The 21,403-nt window shown below is 65.4% G+C and carries 17 protein-coding genes; 2 read left to right on the top strand and 15 right to left on the bottom strand.

The window, feature by feature from the left end; translation table 11 throughout:
* The 15 genes from fabZ to IQ16_RS17020 all read right to left on the bottom strand — a co-directional run bounded on the left by fabZ (position 1) and on the right by IQ16_RS17020 (position 20,575).
* Positions 1-462: a 3-hydroxyacyl-ACP dehydratase FabZ gene (gene fabZ, locus IQ16_RS17090; protein WP_018642306.1), complete on the bottom strand. Its 462-nt coding sequence runs from the start codon at positions 460-462 to the stop codon at positions 1-3.
* Entirely contained in the window at positions 459-1,526 is a 1,068-nt protein-coding gene (lpxD, locus tag IQ16_RS17085) for a UDP-3-O-(3-hydroxymyristoyl)glucosamine N-acyltransferase (protein ID WP_018642307.1), read from the bottom strand. The genes fabZ and lpxD overlap by 4 nt, the downstream gene beginning before the upstream one ends.
* Before the next feature lie 136 nt (positions 1,527-1,662).
* The gene (gene bamA, locus IQ16_RS17080; RefSeq protein ID WP_018642308.1) at positions 1,663-4,203 is read right to left on the bottom strand and encodes an outer membrane protein assembly factor BamA; all 2,541 of its coding nucleotides are present in this window, start codon (positions 4,201-4,203) and stop codon (positions 1,663-1,665) included.
* Positions 4,204-4,377: 174 nt separating this feature from the next.
* The gene (gene rseP, locus IQ16_RS17075; RefSeq protein ID WP_018642309.1) at positions 4,378-5,529 is read right to left on the bottom strand and encodes an RIP metalloprotease RseP; all 1,152 of its coding nucleotides are present in this window, start codon (positions 5,527-5,529) and stop codon (positions 4,378-4,380) included.
* Between the two features lie 44 nt (positions 5,530-5,573).
* Positions 5,574-6,797, bottom strand: a complete 1,224-nt coding sequence (dxr, locus tag IQ16_RS17070; protein WP_018642310.1) for a 1-deoxy-D-xylulose-5-phosphate reductoisomerase — start codon at positions 6,795-6,797, stop codon at positions 5,574-5,576.
* Positions 6,798-6,801: 4 nt separating this feature from the next.
* Positions 6,802-7,644 carry a phosphatidate cytidylyltransferase gene (locus IQ16_RS17065; protein ID WP_018642311.1) on the bottom strand — a complete coding sequence of 281 codons (843 nt, stop codon included), beginning with the start codon at positions 7,642-7,644 and terminating at the stop codon, positions 6,802-6,804.
* The gene (locus IQ16_RS17060; RefSeq protein ID WP_018642312.1) at positions 7,641-8,399 is read right to left on the bottom strand and encodes an isoprenyl transferase; all 759 of its coding nucleotides are present in this window, start codon (positions 8,397-8,399) and stop codon (positions 7,641-7,643) included. The genes IQ16_RS17065 and IQ16_RS17060 overlap by 4 nt, the downstream gene beginning before the upstream one ends.
* Positions 8,400-8,409: 10 nt before the next feature.
* Complete coding sequence (frr, locus tag IQ16_RS17055) at positions 8,410-8,973, bottom strand: ribosome recycling factor (protein WP_026311883.1); 564 nt, start codon at positions 8,971-8,973, stop codon at positions 8,410-8,412.
* Positions 8,974-9,042: 69 nt separating this feature from the next.
* Positions 9,043-9,759, bottom strand: a complete 717-nt coding sequence (gene pyrH / locus IQ16_RS17050; protein WP_145831628.1) for a UMP kinase — start codon at positions 9,757-9,759, stop codon at positions 9,043-9,045.
* A 60-nt stretch (positions 9,760-9,819) separates the two neighbouring features.
* A complete protein-coding gene (gene tsf / locus IQ16_RS17045) occupies positions 9,820-10,743 on the bottom strand; it encodes a translation elongation factor Ts (RefSeq protein WP_018642315.1) in 924 nt (307 codons plus the stop codon).
* A gap of 133 nt (positions 10,744-10,876) precedes the next feature.
* Positions 10,877-11,872, bottom strand: a complete 996-nt coding sequence (locus tag IQ16_RS17040; RefSeq protein WP_018642316.1) for a 30S ribosomal protein S2 — start codon at positions 11,870-11,872, stop codon at positions 10,877-10,879.
* A gap of 213 nt (positions 11,873-12,085) precedes the next feature.
* Positions 12,086-14,575 carry a caspase family protein gene (locus IQ16_RS17035; protein WP_026311885.1) on the bottom strand — a complete coding sequence of 830 codons (2,490 nt, stop codon included), beginning with the start codon at positions 14,573-14,575 and terminating at the stop codon, positions 12,086-12,088.
* A 189-nt stretch (positions 14,576-14,764) separates the two neighbouring features.
* A complete protein-coding gene (locus IQ16_RS17030; protein ID WP_026311886.1) occupies positions 14,765-15,535 on the bottom strand; it encodes a carbonic anhydrase in 771 nt (256 codons plus the stop codon).
* A 327-nt stretch (positions 15,536-15,862) separates the two neighbouring features.
* Complete coding sequence (gene dnaE / locus IQ16_RS17025; protein WP_018642319.1) at positions 15,863-19,366, bottom strand: DNA polymerase III subunit alpha; 3,504 nt, start codon at positions 19,364-19,366, stop codon at positions 15,863-15,865.
* A gap of 486 nt (positions 19,367-19,852) precedes the next feature.
* Positions 19,853-20,575, bottom strand: a complete 723-nt coding sequence (locus IQ16_RS17020) for an outer membrane protein (RefSeq protein WP_018642320.1) — start codon at positions 20,573-20,575, stop codon at positions 19,853-19,855.
* A 255-nt stretch (positions 20,576-20,830) separates the two neighbouring features.
* On the opposite strand from IQ16_RS17020, the gene IQ16_RS17015 reads away from it, so the two are divergent.
* On the top strand, positions 20,831-21,139 hold the full coding sequence (locus IQ16_RS17015) for a DUF3551 domain-containing protein (protein WP_018642321.1): 309 nt from the start codon (positions 20,831-20,833) through the stop codon (positions 21,137-21,139).
* A 1-nt stretch (position 21,140) separates the two neighbouring features.
* Positions 21,141-21,389: a DUF3551 domain-containing protein gene (locus IQ16_RS17010; protein ID WP_018642322.1), complete on the top strand. Its 249-nt coding sequence runs from the start codon at positions 21,141-21,143 to the stop codon at positions 21,387-21,389.
* Positions 21,390-21,403 lie beyond the last annotated feature (14 nt).

The following is a 21,403-nucleotide window of genomic DNA, read 5'->3' as shown; positions in this document are numbered from 1 at the left end:
TCAATCCGTCAGCATGGCGCCGACGTCGGCCTCCGCAACCACCTGGCCGTTGACCTTGGCGTCGCCGTGAAACCACCACATGGCCTTGCGGCGGCCGAGAGAGCGCATGTGATACTCGATGGTATCGCCGGGCAGCACGGGCTTGCGGAACTTGCACTTGTCGATGGTGAGGAAATACACCGCGCGCGGCTTCTCGGTGCCCTCGACCGATTTGATGCCGATCACGCCCGCCGTCTGCGCCATCGCCTCGATCATCATGACGCCGGGATAGACCGGACGCTCGGGGAAATGCCCCTGGAAGGCCGGCTCGTTGAAGGTGACGTTCTTGATGCCGATGCCGCTGTAATCGGCGCGGATGTTGATCACGCGATCGATCAGCAGCATCGGAAAGCGGTGCGGCAGCGTCTGGAGGATCGCGTTGATATCCACCAGCTCGAACTTGATAGGCGATTCCTCCGTCATTCCCGTCCCTCGTCCTTCGGATCGGCCTTGCTGTCGCGTACCAGGCGCTCCACCGCGATGATCTCCTTGAACCATTGTTTGGTCGGCTTGGCGAAATGCCCGCCCCAGCGGCCGCCCGGCGGGATGTCGTCCTTGACCGCGCTCATCGCTGTCACCTGGGCTCCATCGCCGATCTTGAGGTGATTGTTGATGCCCACCTTCGCTCCGAGCGCCACGTTGTCGCCGATGGTCAGGCTGCCGGCGAGGCCGATCTGGGCCGCCAGCAGGCAGTGCCGGCCGATCGTGACATTGTGGCCGATCTGGACCTGATTGTCGATTTTGGTCCCTTCGCCGATGACCGTATCCCGCAACGAGCCGCGGTCGATCGTGGTGTTGGCGCCGACCTCGACGTCGTTCTGGATCAGCACGCGCCCGGTCTGGGGCACCTTCAGATGGCCCTCGGGGCCGAAGAAGATGAAGCCGTAGCCGTCCTGGCCGATCGAGCAGCCCGGATGGATCAAGACGTTGTTGCCGATCAGGGCGCACTGGATCGCGGTGCGGGCGCCGACATTGCAGTCCCGGCCGATCTTGACGCCAGGGCCGATCACGGCACCAACACCGACCACCGTGCCGCTGCCGATCTCGACATCCGCACCGATCACCGCCAGCGGCTCGACGATCACGCCGTCCTCGAGCCGGGCGGTGGGATCGATGATGGCCGACGGGGCGATGCCGTCATTGCCGGTCCAGGATTGCGGCCTCAGCGCGTCGCCGTGCCATTCCCGGGCAATGCCGACGAAGGCGCGGAACGGCTGCTTCGCCCGCAGCACGGCCACATGCGCGGGCACCTCGGCCTCGAAGCGCGGACTGACCAGGCATGCACCTGCCTTGGTTGCCTTGAGCTGATCGACATATTTGAGGTTGTCAAAGAATGCCAGATGCATCGGCCCGGCTTCGTCCAGCGAAGCCAGGCCGGTGATGACGAGGCCGCCCCTCGTGGGGTCAACCAATTGCGCCTTGGTCAGCGTGGCAATGTCGGCCAGCGCTGTGGCAGGCGGCTTTGTAAAGAAGGTCGGCTGCGCCATTCCACCCCGTCGCGGTCCGGCTTCGGCATGAAGCGGTCAGGCCGCATCATGCCTTATCTCATGGATTGAGCACGATCTTTTTGGAGATCGGCCCCCCAGGAAAACTGAGGGGCCGGATCATGCCGTGCTGTTCGAATTAGAAGGTGGTGCCGCCGCCGAACCGGAACTCCTGGGTACGGTCGTACTTGCCCTTGCTGAGCGGCACGGCGTAGTCGAAGCGCAGCGGACCGAACGGCGACTGCCAGATCAGGCCGACACCGACCGACGAGCGGATCACCTTGCTGTCGTCGTAGATCAGGCCGGTACAGGTTCCCGCGGACACCGGATTGGTGGTCGAGGGGATGCAGCCCGCCACATTGACCTCGTTGGTCGCGGTCCAGCTCGTCGGTCCCTTATAATCATAGAGACCGCCAGCGTCGGCATAGACTGCACCCTTCAGACCCACTTCCTTCGGCAGGAACCAGAACGGCATCTGCAATTCGAACGAAGCGCCCCAGTACTTGGTGCCGCCGAGTGCGTCCTGCGTGCCAAAGGGATTCAAATCGCGAGGACCGATGCCGTTCGGAGCAAAGCCGCGGACGAGGTTCGGGCCCATCTGGAAATGATCGAGCATACGCAGATCGCTGCCCATCTTGGTCAGGATACCGCCCTGGAGGTGGACAAGGCCCACAATGTCCGAGACCAACGGGGTGTAATACTTACCGTCCGCCGCGGACTTGAGGTAGGAGACGTCGCCACCGACGCCGGCGAAGTCCTGGCGGAAGTCGATGAGCAGACCGTCGGTGGGGTTCTTGTTGTTGTCCAGCGTGTTGTAGGTCAGCGTGTAGCCGAGCGCCGAGGTCAGGGTCTTGCCATTGGCAAGCTCCTTGCGCACTGGCAGCGAGGCTTCGCCGTCGCTGTAGCAGCCGAGGCCATTGGTCGAGGCCAGGCTGATACCGTTAGCATTGGCAAAGGCTGGGCTCGGATTGAACAATGGATTCACGCTGCCATCGGGCAGAAACTGCACGTTGTTACAGTTCGCCAGGTAGCTCGGCAGCGTGATTTCCTGCCGGTAGATCGAGTAGCGCAGCTGGAGCGCCAGATCTTCACGCAAGGAGAAGCCGAGACGGGGCGAGAAGCCGAGCGTCTTGGTGCCGTAGGAGATGTAGCTGTTGGACTTCTGCTCACGCTGATAGAGGTCGAGGCCGAGCGCGACGCGATAGTCGAGCAGATACGGCTCGACGAACGAGAGCGAATAGCCGCGCGCGTACTGGCCGTAGGTCACCGACGCCTTGGCGAACAGGCCGCGGCCGAGCAGGTTGCGCTCGGAGACCGAAACTTCGGCCAGCGCACCGTCGGTCGTGGAGTAGCCGCCCGAGATCGAGAAGTCGCCGGTCGATTTCTCTTCCATATCGACGATCAGGATGACGCGGTCGCTCGACGAGCCGGGCTCGGTCGTGATCTTGACGCTCTTGAAGTAGTCGAGGTTCTTCAGGCGCCGCTCGGCGCGATCGACCAGCGCGCGGTTGTAGGCATCGCCTTCCGAGATGTCGAACTCGCGGCGGATGACGTAGTCGCGTGTACGGGTGTTGCCGCGCAAATTGATGCGCTCGATATAGGTACGCGGACCCTCGTCGATGTTGAACACGACGGACACCGTGTGCGCCTCGAAATTGCGGTCGCCGCCGGGACGGACCACGGCAAAGGCATAGCCGCGGCGCGAGGCTTCAATCTGCATCTCCTCGACCGACTTCTCGACCGATTCGACGTTGTAGAGCGAGCCGACCCCGACGCGCGAATAGCCCCGCATCGAAGACGGATCGAAGTTCGGAATGCTGGAGCGGAAATCGACCGCGCCGACGCGATACTGCGCGCCTTCCTCGATCTTGAAGGTGACGTTGAAGCCCTTCTTCTCCGGATCGTATTCGGTGAGCGCGGCCACGACCTGGACGTCGGCGAAACCGTTCTTGAGATAGAAGCGGCGAATCAGGTCGCGGTCAGCCTCGACACGATCCGGATCGTAGATGTCGCCGCTGGCGAGGAAGCTGAGGAGGTTCGATTCGCGCGTCTTGATGACGTCCCGCAGGCGGTACGACGAGAACGCGACGTTGCCGACGAACTCGATCGACTTCACGCCGGTCTTGGAGCCTTCCACGATCGTGAAGATGAGATCGACGCGATTGTTCGGCTGCTCGATCACTTCGGGCGTGACGCGCACGTCGTAGCGGCCGGAACGGCGGTAGATTTCAGCGATTCGCAGCGTGTCGGACTGCACCATGGCGCGGGAGAAGGTTCCGCGCGCCTTGGACTGGACCTCGGCAGTGAGCTGCTCGTCCTTGATCTTCTTGTTGCCCTCGAAGGCGATGCGCCCGATCACCGGGTTTTCCACCACGGAGACGACGATCTGGCCGCCGGGGCCGCGGTTGATCCTGACGTCCTGGAACAGGCCGGTCTCGATCAGCGCCTTGAGGCCGTCATCGATGGCGCCTTGATCCAGGCGGCCGCCCGGACCCGGCTTGAAATAGGAGCGGATCGTCTCCACCTCGACGCGGCGATTTCCTTCGACGGAAATCGACTGGACGGTCTGAGCAAGCGCAGACGAAGACACAAAAGCAGCCCCGACCGGGGCAACCACCGGCGCGCCGAACATGATCAGGGTTGCGAGCAAGCCCCCCCGGAGTCGCAGTCCAAACTTCATGCGCAACGCGCCCTTATCATTCCGTGCCAGACCCACCCCAACGCCGGTCTGGAGATTCCCCAAGTTCAGGCCGCTTGTAGCCAATTTCGCCGACGCCGCAAACGGCCGAAAGCGCCGTGATTTCAATTTCATTCCAGGACGTTGCTCAACAGCAACGCCACAAAAAAGCCCCTATCAGGAAGCTGCCATCCGCAGGATGTCGTTGTAGGTCGCAAACACCATCAACATCAGCACCAAGCCCAGCCCGATTCGGAACCCCATCTCCTGAGTCCGCTCGGACAAGGGCCGACCGCGAACCACTTCGGCCGCATAGAACATAAGGTGACCACCATCGAGCAGCGGGATCGGGAACAGGTTCAACAGACCGATCGACACTGACAGCACGGCGCAGAGATTGATCACGAACTGGAACCCGGCACTGGCCGCCTGCCCCGACATCTTCGCGATGCCAAGGACGCCACTGACCTCGTTCGGGTTACCGTGTCCCACAAACAGCGAGCCCAGGAACTTGAAGGTGCTGGTGATGATGAACCAGACCTGTTCCACGCCGATCTTGAACGCCTCACCGACACCGACGGGCGCGGTCGAGGCCTCGCCGGCCTGAGTCTTGTGCTCGACACCGAGCACACCGACGCGGTGGCTGTTGCCGAACGGGTCCTTGCGCTCGAGCAGCGCCGGGGTCGCAGACAGCGCCACGATGGCCCCGTCACGCTTCACCTGGAACGCAAGCGTCGAACCAGCGTTCATCGCCACGATTCGCTGCATGTCGGCAAAGCTCTCGATCGGCTTGCCGTCGATCTGAACGACGACGTCACCGATCTTGAAACCGGCCACAGCCGCCGCGCCATCGGCGACGACGCCGTCGACGCGCGCGATCGTGCTCGGCTTGCCGTAGTACAGCGCCATGCCGGCGAAGATCAGCGCGCCCAGAATGAAATTGGCGATCGGACCGGCCGCGACGATGGCCGCGCGCGGGCCGACCTTCTTATGGTGGAAGCTGCCGGCGCGCTCCTCGGGCGTCATCGCCGCAAGTGTATCGGCCGACGGGGTCGAGGCCTCGCTCTCGTCGCCGAAGAACTTGACGTAGCCGCCAAGCGGGATCGCCGAGATCTTCCAGCGGGTGCCGTGGCGGTCGTTGAAACCGATTAGCTCCGGTCCGAAACCGAGCGAAAAGGTCAACACCCGAACGCCGGCCCAACGCGCGACCAGGAAATGGCCGAGCTCGTGGAAGAACACGACGATGGTCAGGACGAACAGGAAGGGAACTGCGTAGCCGAGGAGCCCATGGCTCAACGCATTGAAACTATGGACAAAAAAGTCGATCATCGATTTCCCTCATCCAGCGCCGCAAGGCCCTGGCCCCGAACCAACTAGGATGCCTTTAAGGCAATTTGAGGCAATAGGGCGGCAGCTCTATTTCGAGCAACATGGTCAACAGAGATTGCATCGTCGGCGGACGTCAGGGGCGCCTGGTTCCCGCCGCGGATCCAGTCATCAAGGGTCGCCTCGACCAGCCGGGCAATCGCGCCGAAGCGGATCTTGCCGGCGATGAAGGCGGCGACGGCGACCTCGTTGGCGGCGTTGTAGACCGTGGTGGCCCCCTTCCCGGTCCGGAGCGAATCGTAGGCCAGCCGTAGTCCCGGGAACCGCTCGAAGTCCGGCGCCTCGAAGGTGAGCTGGCCGATCTTGGCGAGGTCGAGCTTGGCCGCCGGCCCCTTGATGCGGTCGGGCCAGCCGAGGCAATGCGCGATCGGCGTGCGCATGTCGGGCGAGCCGAGCTGCGCCATGACCGAACGGTCGGAGAACTCGACCATGCCGTGGATGATCGACTGCGGGTGCACCAGCACGTCGATCTCGTCCGGCGAGAGCGCGAACAGATAGGAGGCCTCGATCACCTCGAGCCCCTTGTTCATCATCGAGGCGGAATCGATCGTGATCTTCTGGCCCATGCTCCAGTTCGGATGCTTGAGCGCCTGCTCGAGCGTCGCCTGCTCGATGTCGGCGGGCTTCCAGGTCCGGAACGGGCCGCCCGATGCGGTGATGATGACGCGCACCAGCTCGTCGCGATTGCCCGATGCCAGTGCCTGAAACAGCGCGTTATGCTCGGAATCGGCCGGCAGGATGCAGGCGCCCGCCTTCGCCGCGCGTTGCATGAAGAAATCGCCGGCGCAGACGAGGCATTCCTTGTTGGCGAGCGCGACATGCGCGCCGCGATCGACCGCGGCGAGAGCCGGCTTCAGCCCGGCGGCGCCGCTGACGGCCGCCATCACCCAATCCGCTGGACGCGCGCCGGCCTCGATCACGGCGCTTTCACCGGCGCCGCATTCGGTGCTCGTTCCCGCCAGCAGAGCCTTGAGCTCGCCGAGCTTCGAGCTGTCCGCGATCGCCACGAAGCGCGCGTTGAATTCCTTCGCGAGCTTGGCCAGCGCCTCGACATTGCCGTTCGCCGTCAAGGCCTCGACGCGGTAGCGCTCGGGCGAGGCGCGCAGCAGATCCATCGTGCTGTCGCCGATCGAGCCGGTGGCACCGAGGACTGTGACGCTGCGAATGTCGGACGCAGCAAGCCTGTTATTACGCAAGGGAACGGCGCTCATATCCTCACCAAACCATAAGACCGCTTCCGGCGCTATGCACACCGTGACGGAGAAAGCCGATAAACCAGGCCGCCAGGATGGCGGCAACAAAGCCGTCCAGGCGGTCCAAAAGCCCGCCATGACCGGGAATTAAGTGACTGGAATCCTTGACTCCGAACCGCCGCTTCACCGCGGATTCGAACAGATCGCCCAGCTGCGACACCACCGAGAGCACGGCGCTGATCAGCAGCAGCGGGACAGCCTTGCCGACCCCGCAAGCCGCAAAGCCGGCAGCGACCGCAAGGCTCGCGGCAAAGCCGCCGAGGGCTCCGGCCCAGGTCTTCTTCGGGCTCACCCGCGGCCACAGCTTCGGTCCGCCAATGCCGCGGCCGGCGAAATAGCCGCCGATATCGGTCGCCCACACCACCAGCAGCACGAACATCAGCGCGGAGAAACCGTTGACGAGATCCTTCCGCACCAGGATCGAGGCCAGCAGCGCCGCCGACGCATAGGCAAACCCGGTGGCTGCCCATAAGAACTTGCCCCGCGCGATCAGGGTCACGATCGCACCGCCGATGAGGCCGGTGACGACGGAGGTCTTGAGCCCGCCAAAAGCGACGGCGGCTCCCATCATGGCGATCACGACCGTCCCTGCCCCGGTCAGCGAAGCCGATCCCGCCCCCACCACCATCAGCCATTCCGCGAACAGCCCGATCGAGACCAGGGTGACGAGAAGCGCCCACAGCCAGCCGCCGGCATAGGCGATGGCAATGGTCAGCGGCGCCAGCACCAAGGCTGCGAGGACCCGCATCACCAGATTGCTCGGGGCAGGCTTGGCGCCCGCCGGTGCGGTGTCGGATTCGCTCACGAGGCGGTTTTCGCGACCAGGCCGCCGAAACGGCGCTCGCGCCTGGCAAATTCGGCGATCGCGCCCTCCAGCGCCGCCTTGTCGAAATCGGGCCAGTGGATCGGCACGAAGACGAGCTCGCTATAGGCGGCCTGCCACATCAGGAAATTCGAGAGGCGCTGCTCGCCGCTGGTGCGGATGATGAGATCGGGATCGGGGATGTCGGGCGCATCGAGATGCGTGCCGAGCGTCTCGGCGTCGATCGTGGCAGGGTCGCGCTTGCCGTCGGCAACCTCGCGCGCCAGCTTCTGCGCCGCCTTCGCGATCTCCTGCCGCGAGCCGTAGTTGAAGGCGACGACGAGCGTGAGGCGGGTGTTGTCCCGCGTCAGTTCCTCGGCTTCGTTCAGCAGCGCGCAGATGTCGCTTTCGAGCCCATCCCGCTCGCCGATGATGCGAACCTTGACGCCGTCGCGATGCAGGCTCGCCAGATCGTTGCGGATGAAGCGGCGGAGCAGACCGAAGAGATCGCCGATCTCGCTCGCCGGACGCGACCAGTTCTCCGAAGAGAAGGAGAAGATGGTGAGATAGCGGATGCCGAGCTCGTGCGAGGCGCGCACCACGCGGCGCAGGGCCTCGACGCCGCGGCGATGCCCCTCCGCACGCGGCAAGCCGCGCGCGGCCGCCCAACGCCCGTTGCCATCCATGATGATGGCGACATGCGCGGGCGCCTCGGACCGGTCGGGTCCTTCCGTAGCGGGCGCGGCGGCGTTGGACATGGAGGCAGCCTTAAACAGTCAGGATTTCTTTTTCCTTGGCGCCCAGCAGCTGGTCGATCTCGGCGATGGTGCCATCGGTCGCCTTCTGCACCTCGTCGGCGTGACGCTTCTGGTCGTCCTCCGACATCTCGTGATTCTTCTCGAGCTTCTTGAGCACGTCGAGGCCGTCGCGGCGGACGTGGCGCGCGGCGACCTTGGCGGCTTCCGCGTATTTGTGCGCGACCTTCACCAGCTCCTTGCGCCGCTCCTCGTTGAGCTCGGGAATGCGCAGGCGCAGCACCTGGCCTTCGGTCGCGGGCGACAGGCCGAGATTGGAGTCGACGATCGCCTTCTCCACCGCCTTGACCATCGACTTGTCCCAGACCTGCACCGAGATCAGGCGCGGCTCGGGCACGCTGACGGTGGCGAGCTGATTGAGCGGCATATGGCTGCCATAAGCGTCGACCTGCACGGGATCGAGCATCGAGGCCGAGGCGCGGCCCGTGCGCAGGCCGCCAAGCTCGTGCTTGAGCGAGGCGACGGCGCCCTGCATGCGGCGCTTCACTTCGTTGAGATCGAAATTACCCGTGGCCATCACGTTTCTCCTTCAAAATCCCGGCGACCTAACCCGCGCCCTTCCCTTGAGGGCGCGGCAGATGAGCCGTCAGCCGGCGACGATGGTTCCGTGGCCGACGCCACGCAGAATCGCACCGATCGAGCCCGGCGCCGCGATCGAGAATACGATGATAGGCAGCGACGTCTCGCGGGCAAGCGCGAAGGCGGTCGCATCCATCACCTTGTAGCCGCCTTCGATCGCCTGCGAATGCGTCAGCCGGTCGAACCGCGTGGCGCTCGGATCCTTCTTCGGGTCGGCCGAGTAGACGCCATCGACATTGGTCGCCTTCAGGACCGCCTCCGCGCCGATCTCGGCCGCGCGCAGCACGGCGGTCGTATCGGTGGTGAAGAACGGGTTGCCGGTTCCGCCGCCGAGCAGCACGATCCGGCCCTCGGCGAGGTATTTGTGCGCCGCAGTGCGGGTGAACAGCTCGGAAATCTCGGGCATGACGAAGGCCGACAGCGTGCGCGCCGGCGTGCCCTTGCGCTCGATCGCCGCTTCCAGCGCGAGGCAGTTCATCATGGTGGCGAGCATGCCCATGGTGTCGCCGGTGGTGCGCGAGACCCCCCGGGAGGAGACCTCGACGCCGCGGACCATGTTGCCGCCGCCGATCACGACCGCAACCTCGGTACCGAGCTTGCGGGCGGCGATCAGGTCGTCCGCAACCCGGTCGACGGTCGGCTGATCGATGCCAAACCCCTGCTGTCCCGCGAGATATTCGCCGGACAGCTTGATCACGACGCGACGATAGACCGGATCAGTCATGAGCACTTTCCTCGTCCGGGCGCCGCTTCCGGCGGCACGCCGGAAGGAACGTTCCGGCGCTTACTTCTTGCCGCTGGCCGCCGCGACCTCGGCTGCGAAGTCGCTTTCCTGCTTCTCGATTCCCTCACCGAGAGCATAGCGCACAAAACCGGCGATCTTCACTGCGCCGCCGACCTTGCCCTCGGCTTCCTTCACCGCCTGCGCCACCGACTTGCCGGTGTCGTGGATGAAAGCCTGCTCGAGCAGGCAGACTTCCTTGTAGTAGGTCTTCAGACCGGACTCGACGATCTTCTCGATCACGTTCTCGGGCTTGCCCTGCTGACGATACTTGTCGGCGAGCACGTCCTTCTCGCGCTTGACGACGGCCGGATCGAGGCCGGACGGATCGAGCGCCAGCGGGTTGGCGGCGGCGACATGCATCGCGATCTGGCGGCCGAGGGCGGCGAGCTCGTCGGCCTTGCCCGGCGATTCCAGCGCGACGATCACGCCCATCTTGCCGGCGCCGTCGATGACCGCACCGTGGACGTAGTGCGACACCACGCCCTGCGTCACCTCGAGGGCGGCAGCGCGGCGCAGCGTCATGTTCTCGCCGATGGTGGCGATCGCGTCATTGATGGCGGCCTCGATCGTGACGTCGCCGACCTTGGCGGCCTTGATCTTCTCGACGTCTGCACCTGCGTCGAACGCGACCTGGGCGATCATCTTGACGAGGCCCTGGAACTGGCCGTTGCGCGCGACGAAGTCGGTCTCGGAGTTGACCTCGACCACGACGCCCTTGGTGCCCTTGGTGAGCGCGCCGATCAGACCCTCGGCCGCGACGCGGCCCGACTTCTTGGCGGCCTTCGACAGGCCCTTCTTGCGCAGCCAGTCCTGCGCCGCTTCCATGTTGCCGTCGTTTTCGGTGAGCGCGGCCTTGCAGTCCATCATGCCCGCGCCGGTCGACTCGCGCAGGTCCTTGACCATCGCAGCTGTGATCGTTGCCATCGTTGAAAATCCTTTGTGCCTGCCGGTTTGCCGCGGCGTGGCATCCGATCGCGCCGCCGCGGTCCATCTCAGGGATTCGCGTCAACTGAAATGGTGGCCGGATCCTATCCGGCCAACCCATCGCTCTTTTTGACTATTCCGCTTCCGCGGTCAGCGCCTTGGCCTTGGCCACCCAGGCGTCCGCGCGGCTCGGCAGACCGACTTCTTCGCCGATCGTGTGCGCGGTGTCGTGGTCGAGCTCGGCGAGCTGCCAGTAGTGGAAGATGCCGAGGTCGTTGAACTTCTTCTCGATCGCGCCCGACACGCCCGGGAGCTTCTTGAGGTCGTCGGCGGTGCCGCGCGGACCTGCGAGGCCCTGGAAGCCGCTCGAGGACGCCGCCGGCAGCTCTTCGGCAACCGGACGAACCGAGGCGCCGATGTCGATGCCCGAATCGCCCTGGGCACGCGAGATGCCGTCGATCGCCGCACGGGCGATCAGGTCGCAATACAGCGCGATGGCGCGGCCGGCGTCGTCATTGCCGGGGACCACATAGGTGATGCCCTTCGGGTCCGAATTGGTGTCGACGATCGCGGCGACCGGAATGTTGAGGCGCTGGGCCTCCTGGATCGCGATGTCTTCCTTGTTGGTGTCGATCACGAAGATCAGGTCGGGCAGACCGCCCATGTCCTTGATGCCGCCGAGCGAACGGTCGAGCTTGTCGCGCTCGCGCTGAAGCGTCAGGCGCTCCTTCTTCGTGTAGGAATTGGCTTCGCCGCCCGAGAGCACGTCGTCGAGGTGACGCAGGCGCTTGATCGAGGCCGAGATCGTCTTCCAGTTGGTCAGCGTACCGCCGAGCCAGCGCGAATTGACGAAGTACTGCGCGCAGCGCTTGGCAGCATCGGCAACGCCGTCCTGCGCCTGGCGCTTGGTGCCGACGAACAGGATGCGGCCGCCCTTGGCCACCGTGTCGCTGACGGCCTGAAGGGCCGTGTGCAGCATCGGCACGGTCTGCGCGAGGTCGACGATGTGGATGTTGTTGCGAGCACCGAAAATGAACGGAGCCATTTTCGGATTCCAGCGGTGAGACTGGTGACCAAAGTGCACGCCAGCTTCGAGCAGCTGACGCATAGTGAAATCGGGCAGTGCCATCGTTCTAATTCTCCGGTTGGTTCCTCCGGAAACGTGTGAGCAAAACGGAGCGTTCTCGCCCCGGTTGCCACCGGACGGCCTTGTGAGCCATGTTTCCGTGTGAGATGGCGCGCTCTATAGCGCAATTTCGGCCAGAAGCAAGGAAATAAGGGCCTTTCGGGGGCGATTTTCGCCCGCCAGAGGCCCCTGTTCCATCAATACCGGCCCTGCCATCTAGCACTTCGGCTGGTTGGGCGGGCACTTCTTTGCGGGCGGCGGGGCCGCCGGGCGTGGCGGAGGTGCCGCCGGACGCGGCGGGGCCACGGCCACCCGTGGTGGCGGCGGTGGTGGAGCCGGCCGGGCAACAGGCGGTGGCGGCGCGGGACGGGCCGCAGCGACCGGCGGCGGAGCGGGTCGCGGCGGCGGGGGTGCAGCCATCCGCGGCGGCGGAGGCGCAGCCACCCGTGGCGGCGGCGCGGATACGCGCGGCGGCGGTGGCGGCGGCGTAGGCCGCGCCACGGCCTGGGGCCGCGGCGGCGGTGCAACGGGTCTCGCCGCCTGCGGCGGAGCGGCTGATGGCCGATTCTGCGGCCTGATCGGCTCATGCGCAGCCGAGGGCGGCGGCGCAACCGGCCTTCCGGCCGCGGCCGGAGGCGTGCCGGGCGACTCGCGGGTTGCGGACTTGGCGCGATCCGCAGGCCCGGCCCCCGGCGGGGTCTGTGCCACCGGCGGCTTCGGCGGCAGGCCGGGCGCGGCAGGCGGGCTTGTCGTGGTGGGCGCAGCCGTCGCAGAGCCGGCAGCATTTGGCGCACCGGGATGGGCAGGCAGCGTGGTCGTGCCGGGAGCCGCAGCCGTCGGCGCCCCCGGATGAGTCGGCGGCGGCGCACCGGGTGCAGTCGCCGTCGGTGCTGGCCTGCCGTTCGGCAGCGGGCCAGCCCCCGCCGGCGCCGCAGGCGGACCGCCATGGGCTCCTGGCACCGGCAACGTGTTGGCCGCGGGCAGCCTGGTCTGTGGTGCAGCGTTCGGGGCCGCACCTGGTGCGGCGGCGCCCGGCAGGGCGTTTGGCGCGACGTTCGCCGGCGCCGCCGGCGGCGCCCCGGGCCTCGCCGTTGGCTGGACCGTTGCGCTCGGCGGCAACGGCGCCTTGCCCTGCTGGATCAGGGCGGCGCGCTGCATCACCGCCTGCGGCACGGCCGGCGCCACCGGATTGGCGCGGCCGGCAACCGCCGGCGCCAGATTGGCCGGCCCGGCGCCCGCAGCAGGCGCCGGTGCCGGCGCCTGGTTGATCACGGTGTTGATGACCGTGGTGTTATGGATGTTGTTGAAGATGATGTTGTTCGGCGGCGGCGCGACATAGACCGGCGGCCTCACGAACACCGGGATCGGCACGAACACCGGCTGCGGCAGCACGAACAGGCCGACCACGGGCAGCGGCGGCGGCAGCACGACGAAATCCGGCGGCGGCGGCGGCAGGTAGTAGACCGGCGGCGGCGGTGGCGGCGCGAAGCCGAAATCGGGGTCGCTGAAATACAGCACCGGGCGATCGACATAGACCACCTCCTCCGGCGGCGGCGGCGGCACGTCGTAGTCGATCATCGCAAAGCTCGGCGGCGGCTCGACCGGCGCGGTGAGGATCGCAAGGCGGCGATGCGCATCGCCCGCGTGCGGGCCGCGCGGATAGCGGCGCAGATACGACCAATAGGCCTCCGGCGTGTCGGTCCGGTACGTGCGTCGCCAGGTGATCGCCTCGCGGCGCGCCGCGACGATCACCATCACGCGCTTGGACATCGGATCGTTCGGATAGGCCGCAAGAAATTCCTCATAGGACGGCAGCGTGTCGCGCGAGAGCGCGGCGGCATAGGCATCCTGCGCGCCGAGATCGCGGATCGGCTTGCTGCGGATCGCAGCAACCTGGTCCGGTGCCGTCTCCGGCGGCGGCGCGTCGGGCCCGCGCTCGAAGAAGGAGAATGGCGCCGATATCTTCTGCTCGTTCCAGGGCACCTGCGCGCCCTTGCTGGCCTCGTTGACGCGCAGGCGGACGCGGTCGAACACGTCTGCCAACGACAACCCGCCGGTCCGGATCATTTCCGCCAGCGACTGCGCGTAGATGCCATAGGGTCCCGGCTCCTCCGGCGCGACCGTGCCGGGGGCGGCGTTGAAGGCGATCAGCATGTTCGGATCGGGCTCGACCAGCGCCAGTCCGCTCGCGATCGGCTGCCCGCCCTCGATGAAGGGCTGCGCGCGGGCTGCATCGAGCACGACGATGTTGGCCTTGAGCGGAATGGCCGCAAGCTGGCGCGCATAGTCGCTGATGCGCAAGGCTTCGGTCGGAATGTCGGTGTCGCGCGTGATGTTGGAATCGACCGGGATGAAATAGTTCTCGCCGGCGAGCTGCACGCCGTAGCCGGCCAGATAGACCATCGCGACGGTGCCGGGTCCCGACGCCTGCGCCTTCTGGACGAAGTCGCGAAAGCTCTTGCGCAGCGTGTCGCCGTCGAGATCGCGGGCGCCGACGACGTCGAAGCCCGCTGCTTGCAGCGTCTGCGCGATCAGGCCGGCATCGTTCGCGGTCGTCGCCAGCGGCGACTTGGCATAGGCGCCGTTGCCGACAACCAGCGCGATGCGCTTTTCCTGCTGCTGCGCGCGCACTGGCCCCGGACTGCCAGCGGCAAGGACCATGATCGGCAGGAGAAGGCAGATGAAGACTTTGAGCGTCCCACGCATGGCTTGCTTGCCCGCTTTTGTCTTTGAGGTGCCAGCGTGCATGAAACGCCCGGCTGGCTGAATGGCTCTTGAACGAAAAGCGCGGATTGAGGCGGCGGCATGGCGCCCCCGCCTCATATCAAATCAAACCCTGCGTCAGGCTCGCGCAAGCCTTGTGACCGCACTGCGGCGCGAGCCGCGTCGGCCCGTTCAGCCCTGGATCAGGTCGACCGTTCCCGTCGTGAGACGGTAGATGCCGCCGACGACCTTGATCTTGCCCTGCTCCACGGCCGCGTTGAGGATCGGCGCGGCCGACTTCAGCTTTGCGACGTTGTCGATCACGTTCTGCCGGATCGCCTTGTCGAGGACATCCCCGCCGCCCTGCTGCATGGCAGCCTTTGCGGCGGGCGCGATCGCATCGACCAGCGAGGGAATGTGTCCCGGCGGCGAGGTATTGTCCTTGATCGCCTTCAGCGTCGCATCGACCGCGCCGCAACTGTCATGGCCGAGCACGAGGATCAGGGGCGCGTTGAGCACCGCGACTGCATATTCCATGCTGGCGATGGTCTCGGTGCCGGCAAAATTTCCGGCGACGCGACAGACGAAGAGATCGCCGCGGCCGCTGTCGAAGGCATATTCCGGCGCGATGCGCGAGTCGGCGCAGCTCAGAACGGCCGCGAACGGGTTCTGGCCACCGGCCAGCGCCTCGCGCTCGTGCTTGAAATCGTGGCGCCGCGATACGCCTTCGACATAGCGCGCATTGCCCGCCATCAGCCGCTTCAGCGCCGCATCGGGCACCAGCACGTTCTGCGGCTTGGGTGGCTGCTTGGCTTCCTTTGCCAAGGCGCGGTTGGCGAAAGCTCCGCCGGCGAAAGCCATGCCAAACGCGGCGGCGCCAAACAGCATCGCGGACCGACGTGACGGCGCGATGTCTTGATGCAGAGATTGATGATGCAGAGATTCAGAGCACTTGTCGCACATGTGATGTTTCCCCAGGTACCAGTGGACGAATGGAAGCGTTGCGATGATAGGTGCGCCGATATGAAGAAATCACCAATTATAATTGACGCAACTTATGATTGCTGCACCGCGAACCATGCTGCTAAGCCGAAGCGATCGCTCGCCTCACGCGCAGCGACTGCACGGGCCTGCGCGCGCCCGCATATATTCGCGACCGGCTGCTAGGGCATGATCCAAAAAAAGCGCAGCAATCTTCCCTCGCGACAAACGCGGCACGCGTTTGTACGGAGATCATGCTCCAACAACGATCCAAAGCGCGATGACGATTCTTCGAAATCTCATCGCGCTCTACAGTTGCTGCACGTCCACCACGCCCGCAACCGCCTTGATCGCGCCAGCGATCTGCGGCGAGACCTTGAAGCGGCCGGGCAGCTTCATCTCCACCTCGGTCTCGAGGTCGAGCATCAATACCAGCGAGACCTCGCCGTCGCCATTTGAGCGCGGCGCAATCCCGGGACTGCCGATCTTCGGCGCGGCACCGTTCGACGCGGCTGCATCGGGACCGGCGAGACGCTTGGCGATCGAGTCCAGCGGCTTGGTGTCGCGCAGGAAGATGCGCAGGCCCTTCTGCGTCTTGGCCGCGGCATCATCGAGCGGCTCGGCATGCAGCACGCGCGCGCGCACGTCCTCGCCCTGGAGCTCGGCGCCGAGCTGGAGCAGCACGGCGGCGCCCGGCTCAAGCACGTCGCGATATTGCGCGAGGCCTTCGGAGAACAGCACCGCCTCGAAATGCCCGGTCGGGTCCGACAGGCCCATGATGCCCATCTTGTTGCCGGTCTTGGTACGCCGCTCCATGCGCGAGACAACGGTCGCCGCGACCTTGCCGGCGGTGGCGCCGGTCTTCACCGCGCGTGAGAACTCGGCCCAGCTCTGCACGCGCAGCCGCTTGAGGACGGTGGCGTAATCGTCGAGCGGATGTCCCGACAGGAAGAAGCCGATCGCGTCGTATTCGCGGCGCAGCCGCTCGGCAGGCAGCCACGGCTCGATCTGGGGCAGCATGATGGTCGGCGCGTCCGCCGACATGCCGAACATGTCGTTCTGGCCGATCGTCTCGGCCTGATGCGCGCGCTGGCAGGCGGCCATGATCGAGTCCGCCCCGGCGAAGACCCGCGCCCTATTCGGCTCCAGCGTGTCGAAGGCGCCGGCGGCAGCCAGGCTTTCGATGATGCGCTTGTTGATCGCACGCGGATTGACGCGCGCGGCGAAGTCAGCGAGCGAGGTGAACACCCCCCGCTTCGTGCGCTCCTCGATGATCTGCTCAATCGCCTGGATGCCGACGCCCTTGAGCGCGGCAAGCGCGTAGTAGATGACCTTGTCACCGACCTCGAAGGTCGCCCCCGAGCGGTTGATGTTGGGCGGCTCGACCTTGATGCCGAGGCGCTGCGCCTCGGAGCGGAATTCGGAGAGCTTGTCCGTGTTGTTGAGATCGAGCGTCATCGACGCCGCGATGAACTCCACCGGATAATGCGCCTTCATATAGGCGGTGTGGTAGGACACCAGCGCATAAGCCGCCGCGTGGCTCTTGTTGAAGCCGTAGTCGGCGAACTTGGCGAGCAATTCGAAGATGGTCTCGGCCTGCGCCTTCGGCACGCCGTTCTTGACCGCGCCCGCGACGAAGATATCGCGCTGCTTGTCCATCTCGGCGCGGATCTTCTTGCCCATGGCGCGGCGCAAGAGGTCGGCGTCGCCAAGCGAATAGCCCGACATCACCTGCGCGATCTGCATCACCTGTTCCTGGTAGATGATGACGCCGAAGGTCTCCTTCAGGATCGGCTCGAGCACCGGATGCAGATATTCCGGCTCCTCGTCGCCATGCTTGCGCGCGCAATAGGTCGGGATGTTCGCCATCGGGCCCGGGCGATAGAGCGCGACCAGCGCGATGATGTCCTCGAAGCGGTCGGGGCGCATGTCGACCAGCGCGCGCCGCATGCCCTGGCTTTCAACCTGGAACACGCCGACCACCTCGCCGCGCGCCAGCATCTGGTAGCTCTCGGCATCGTCGATCGGCAGTGTGGCGAGATCGACATGGATATCGCGCGGCTTGAGCAGCTTGCAGGCGACGTCGAGCACGGTCAGCGTCTTCAGGCCGAGGAAGTCGAATTTGACGAGGCCCGCCGGCTCGACCCACTTCATGTTGAACTGGGTCACCGGCATGTCCGATTTCGGATCGCGGTACATCGGCACGAGTTCGCTCAAGGGGCGATCGCCGATCACGATGCCGGCCGCGTGGGTCGAGGCGTGGCGGGTCAGGCCTTCGAGGCGCTGCGCGATGTCGAAGGCACGCGCCACCACCGGATCTTCATCGCGGAACGCCTGCAGCTTCGGCTCGCTCTCGATCGCAGCCGCGAGCGTCACCGGCGCCGCCGGATTCTGCGGCACCAGCTTCGTGAGCTTGTCGACCTGGCCATAGGGCATCTGCAGCACGCGGCCGACGTCGCGCAGCACGCCGCGCGCCTGCAGCGTACCGAAGGTGATGATCTGCGCGACCTGGTCGCGACCGTAGCGCTCCTGGACGTACTTGATCACCTCGCCGCGGCGGTCCTGGCAGAAGTCGATGTCGAAGTCCGGCATCGAGACGCGTTCCGGATTCAGGAAGCGCTCGAACAGCAGGCCGAACTTGATCGGGTCGAGGTCGGTGATCGTCAGCGCCCACGCCACCAGCGACCCTGCACCGGAGCCACGGCCCGGTCCGACCGGAATGCCGTGCGCCTTGGCCCATTTGATGAAGTCGGACACGATCAGGAAGTAGCCCGCGTACTTCATGCGCATGATGACGTCGAGCTCGAACGCCAGGCGCTTGTTGTAGTCCTCCTCCGTCGTGCCCTGCGACAGGCCGTGCACGCGCAGACGGTTGGCGAGCCCCTCCTCCGCCTGCCGCTTCAACTCGGCCGCCTCGACCGCGGCGGCATCCGAGCTCGCCGCGGCGCCGACGGTGAAGAACGGCAGGATCGGCTTGCGCGTCATCGGGCGGTACGAGCAGCGCTCGGCGATCTCGACAGTCGAGGCCAGCGCCTCCGGAATGTCCGCGAACAGCACCGCCATCTCGGCGCGGGTCTTGAAGCGGTGATCGGGTGTGAGCTGCACGCGATCGGTCTCGGCGATCAGCCGACCGCCGGCGATGCAGAGCAGCGCGTCATGCGCCTCGTAATCGTCGGTCGCGGCGAAATACGGCTCGTTGGTCGCAACCAGCGGCAGGCCCTTCGCATAGGCGATGTCGATCAGGCCGCTTTCGACGCGCCGCTCCTTGTCGATGTTGTGACGCTGCAATTCGATGTAGAGCCGGTCGCCGAACAGATTGGCCAGACGCTCGCAGCGCGCCGCCGCGAGCTCGGCCATGCCGCCGGCAAGCGCCAGCGAGATCGGCCCGTCCGGACCGCCCGTGAGCGCGATCAACCCCTCCGTCTCGCCATCGAACCAGTCGAACTTGATGAACGGGGCATGGCTGTCGGGTGATTCCAGGAATGCCCGCGAATTGAGCCGCATCAGGCTGCGATAGCCGCGCTCCTGCGCGGCCAGCAGCACGACGCGCAAGGGTCCCATCGCATTGCGCGCGTTGGGATCCTGATCGCCGAAGTCGATCGCAAGCTCGCAGCCGACGATCGGCTGGATCCCGGAGCCCGCCATCTTGTCGGAGAACTCCAGCGCCCCGAACAGATTGTCGGTATCGGTCAGCGCCAGCGCGGGCTGGTGGTCTTTCTTCGCAAGCTCGGCGAGCTTGGCGATCTTGATCGAGCCCTTGAGCAGCGAATAGGCCGAGTGAACGTGAAGGTGGACAAATCCGGCGCTCGGCATGGTCGCGTGACGGCCTCTTGCAGATGAGATGGAGCGGTCGCCGGCTCCTCAAGGCATCATGCACTCGCGCGGCCGACTCGCATCACAATGGTGGGGTCTCGCGCCGCCAGAGTCCACGCCGGAGCGGCCGCTTCGCCGCGTCGTCCCGCTTTTCCCCAAGGCACCGGTTAAGAGGGCACCTGAAGAGGAGCACCGGTTTACAAAAACCGCAGGTCTAGAGCTGCGGAATCACCTGGGCCCAGATCGCGATCATCCCGACGAACAGCGTGATGGATGCCAGTGCAGCCGCCTCTTCCACGAAAATCCTGAACATGGTCTCGCTCCCTTGCTAGAACGTATGAAGAACATTGTTCTCATTTTGTTCACAGGAGTCAAGCGATCTCGGCGGCCTCGAAATGCGATGGTTAACTTGCTGAACTCAAACAACAAAAAAGCCCCGGCCAACGGCCGGGGCTTTCGAGAACCGCTCGCGAAGAGCGATCGGTATCAGTAACGGCCGAGCATCGGGCCGCCGAACTTGTAGTTCAGGCGGACGAGGCCCATGTCGACGTCCTGCTTGATGCGATCGGTGCCCACCAGGCCGGCGAAGGTGACGTCCTTGTCGGACAGGAAGATGTGGTTGTACTCGACGCCAACCGACCAGTTCGGCGCAAAGCCGTACTCGAGGCCGGCACCGACCGTGCCACCCCAGCGGGTCTGGTCGTTCGAAGCCAGCCGCGCGCCGGAGGCCCTGTCGAAGACTTCGTACTTGGTGCCGGCCACAGCGGCACCGCCCTTGACGTAGACGAGGACGTTGTTCCAGGCGTAGCCGACCTGACCGGTGATCAGACCGAACGAGTCGATCTTCGAGCGGTTGCGGGTCGTGAACAGCGCGCTGTCGTTGTCGCCCGAGAAGTCGGCCCAGTTGCCCTGGCCTTCCACGCCGAACACCCACTGGCCGGACTGCCAGCGATAGCCGATCTGGCCACCGACCGTGCCGCCGGTCGCGTCGTGCGAACCTTCGCGGCCACCGCCGACCAGATCCCAGGTCGAGTGCGACGAACCACCGCCGCCGTTGATGCCGATGTAGAAGCCGCTCCAGTCGTAGATCGCGGCGACCATCGCGGGCGCCTTGGTGTAAGGACGCGCGGCGAGGTCGGCAGCCAGCGCCGGTGCAGCTGCGCTGAGCGCGACGAGGCTCACAGCGGCAAGCAACAAATTCTTCTTCATTTCAATCCCGTTCCAGTTTCGTCGTTAGGCCCCCTGGCCGTGGCGTGGTCATAACAGCGATCGATGGAATTGCTGTAACCTCGACGCAACAGTTCACACCAAAGGCCCGCGCTTCATTAATGAAGATTTATCGGAGCGCGCTGGAAACCCTTTGAAACAAGTGTTTTCGAGAGTTCCAATGTCGACGAGACGAGATAAACTGCACGCGCGCGTAACATCGTCGCGCGCACAATCGTGTGATTGGAGAATCGAGAAATGCGCGCACGAATTGCCCTCCCCATTGTCGCCACACTTTCGCTTGCAATCGCCACATTCACGCTCGCGCTGAACCTAAGCACGCCTGCACGCGCGTTCGGTACGCATCACGCGTTCTGCCTCACGGGCGACGAATGGCCGGGGCTGAGCAATTGCAGGTTCGATACTTACGCGCAGTGTCAGGCAAGCGCATCGGGCCGCGCGCTGACCTGCATCGCCAATCCCTATTTCGGGGGACAGAGTGATGATCCCTACGCGTATCAGAATCGTCCGCGCGCGCTGGCGCCCGGCACCTTGCTCTCGCGCTGAGATGCGCAGCGCCTGGCTAGCGCTCATTGCGACCGGCACGCTCTTCGTGAGTGCGCAGGCGCGCGCGCAGACCTATGATCCCAGCTATCCGGTCTGCATGCAGATCTACGGCCAGGTGGGCTATTTCGACTGCCGCTACACCTCGCTCGAGCAATGCAGGTTTCTTGCCGTCGGGCGCTCGGCGAGTTGCGTCGCGAATCCGTATTTTTCGCAGCAGAGACCCGCTCCGCGGTCGAAGCGCCCCGGCTAATCGTCGGCACACGC

Source organism: Bradyrhizobium huanghuaihaiense (assembly GCF_007830635.1).
Lineage (GTDB): Bacteria > Pseudomonadota > Alphaproteobacteria > Rhizobiales > Xanthobacteraceae > Bradyrhizobium > Bradyrhizobium huanghuaihaiense.
The sequence above is the reverse complement of the archived record's forward strand: the minus strand, read 5'-3'. Positions and strand labels throughout refer to the sequence as shown.

Bases quoted from the DNA above. Each gene is read 5' to 3' on its own strand.
- fabZ (WP_018642306.1), bottom strand. From the start codon at position 462: ATGACGGAGGAATCGCCTATCAAGTTCGAGCTGGTGGATATCAACGCG.
- lpxD (WP_018642307.1), bottom strand. From the start codon at position 1,526: ATGGCGCAGCCGACCTTCTTTACAAAGCCGCCTGCCACAGCGCTGGCC.
- bamA (WP_018642308.1), bottom strand. From the start codon at position 4,203: ATGAAGTTTGGACTGCGACTCCGGGGGGGCTTGCTCGCAACCCTGATC.
- rseP (WP_018642309.1), bottom strand. From the start codon at position 5,529: ATGATCGACTTTTTTGTCCATAGTTTCAATGCGTTGAGCCATGGGCTC.
- dxr (WP_018642310.1), bottom strand. From the start codon at position 6,797: ATGAGCGCCGTTCCCTTGCGTAATAACAGGCTTGCTGCGTCCGACATT.
- IQ16_RS17060 (WP_018642312.1), bottom strand. From the start codon at position 8,399: ATGTCCAACGCCGCCGCGCCCGCTACGGAAGGACCCGACCGGTCCGAG.
- frr (WP_026311883.1), bottom strand. From the start codon at position 8,973: ATGGCCACGGGTAATTTCGATCTCAACGAAGTGAAGCGCCGCATGCAG.
- pyrH (WP_145831628.1), bottom strand. From the start codon at position 9,759: ATGACTGATCCGGTCTATCGTCGCGTCGTGATCAAGCTGTCCGGCGAA.
- tsf (WP_018642315.1), bottom strand. From the start codon at position 10,743: ATGGCAACGATCACAGCTGCGATGGTCAAGGACCTGCGCGAGTCGACC.
- IQ16_RS17040 (WP_018642316.1), bottom strand. From the start codon at position 11,872: ATGGCACTGCCCGATTTCACTATGCGTCAGCTGCTCGAAGCTGGCGTG.
- IQ16_RS17035 (WP_026311885.1), bottom strand. From the start codon at position 14,575: ATGCGTGGGACGCTCAAAGTCTTCATCTGCCTTCTCCTGCCGATCATG.
- IQ16_RS17030 (WP_026311886.1), bottom strand. From the start codon at position 15,535: ATGTGCGACAAGTGCTCTGAATCTCTGCATCATCAATCTCTGCATCAA.
- dnaE (WP_018642319.1), bottom strand. From the start codon at position 19,366: ATGCCGAGCGCCGGATTTGTCCACCTTCACGTTCACTCGGCCTATTCG.
- IQ16_RS17020 (WP_018642320.1), bottom strand. From the start codon at position 20,575: ATGAAGAAGAATTTGTTGCTTGCCGCTGTGAGCCTCGTCGCGCTCAGC.
- IQ16_RS17015 (WP_018642321.1), top strand. From the start codon at position 20,831: ATGCGCGCACGAATTGCCCTCCCCATTGTCGCCACACTTTCGCTTGCA.
- IQ16_RS17010 (WP_018642322.1), top strand. From the start codon at position 21,141: ATGCGCAGCGCCTGGCTAGCGCTCATTGCGACCGGCACGCTCTTCGTG.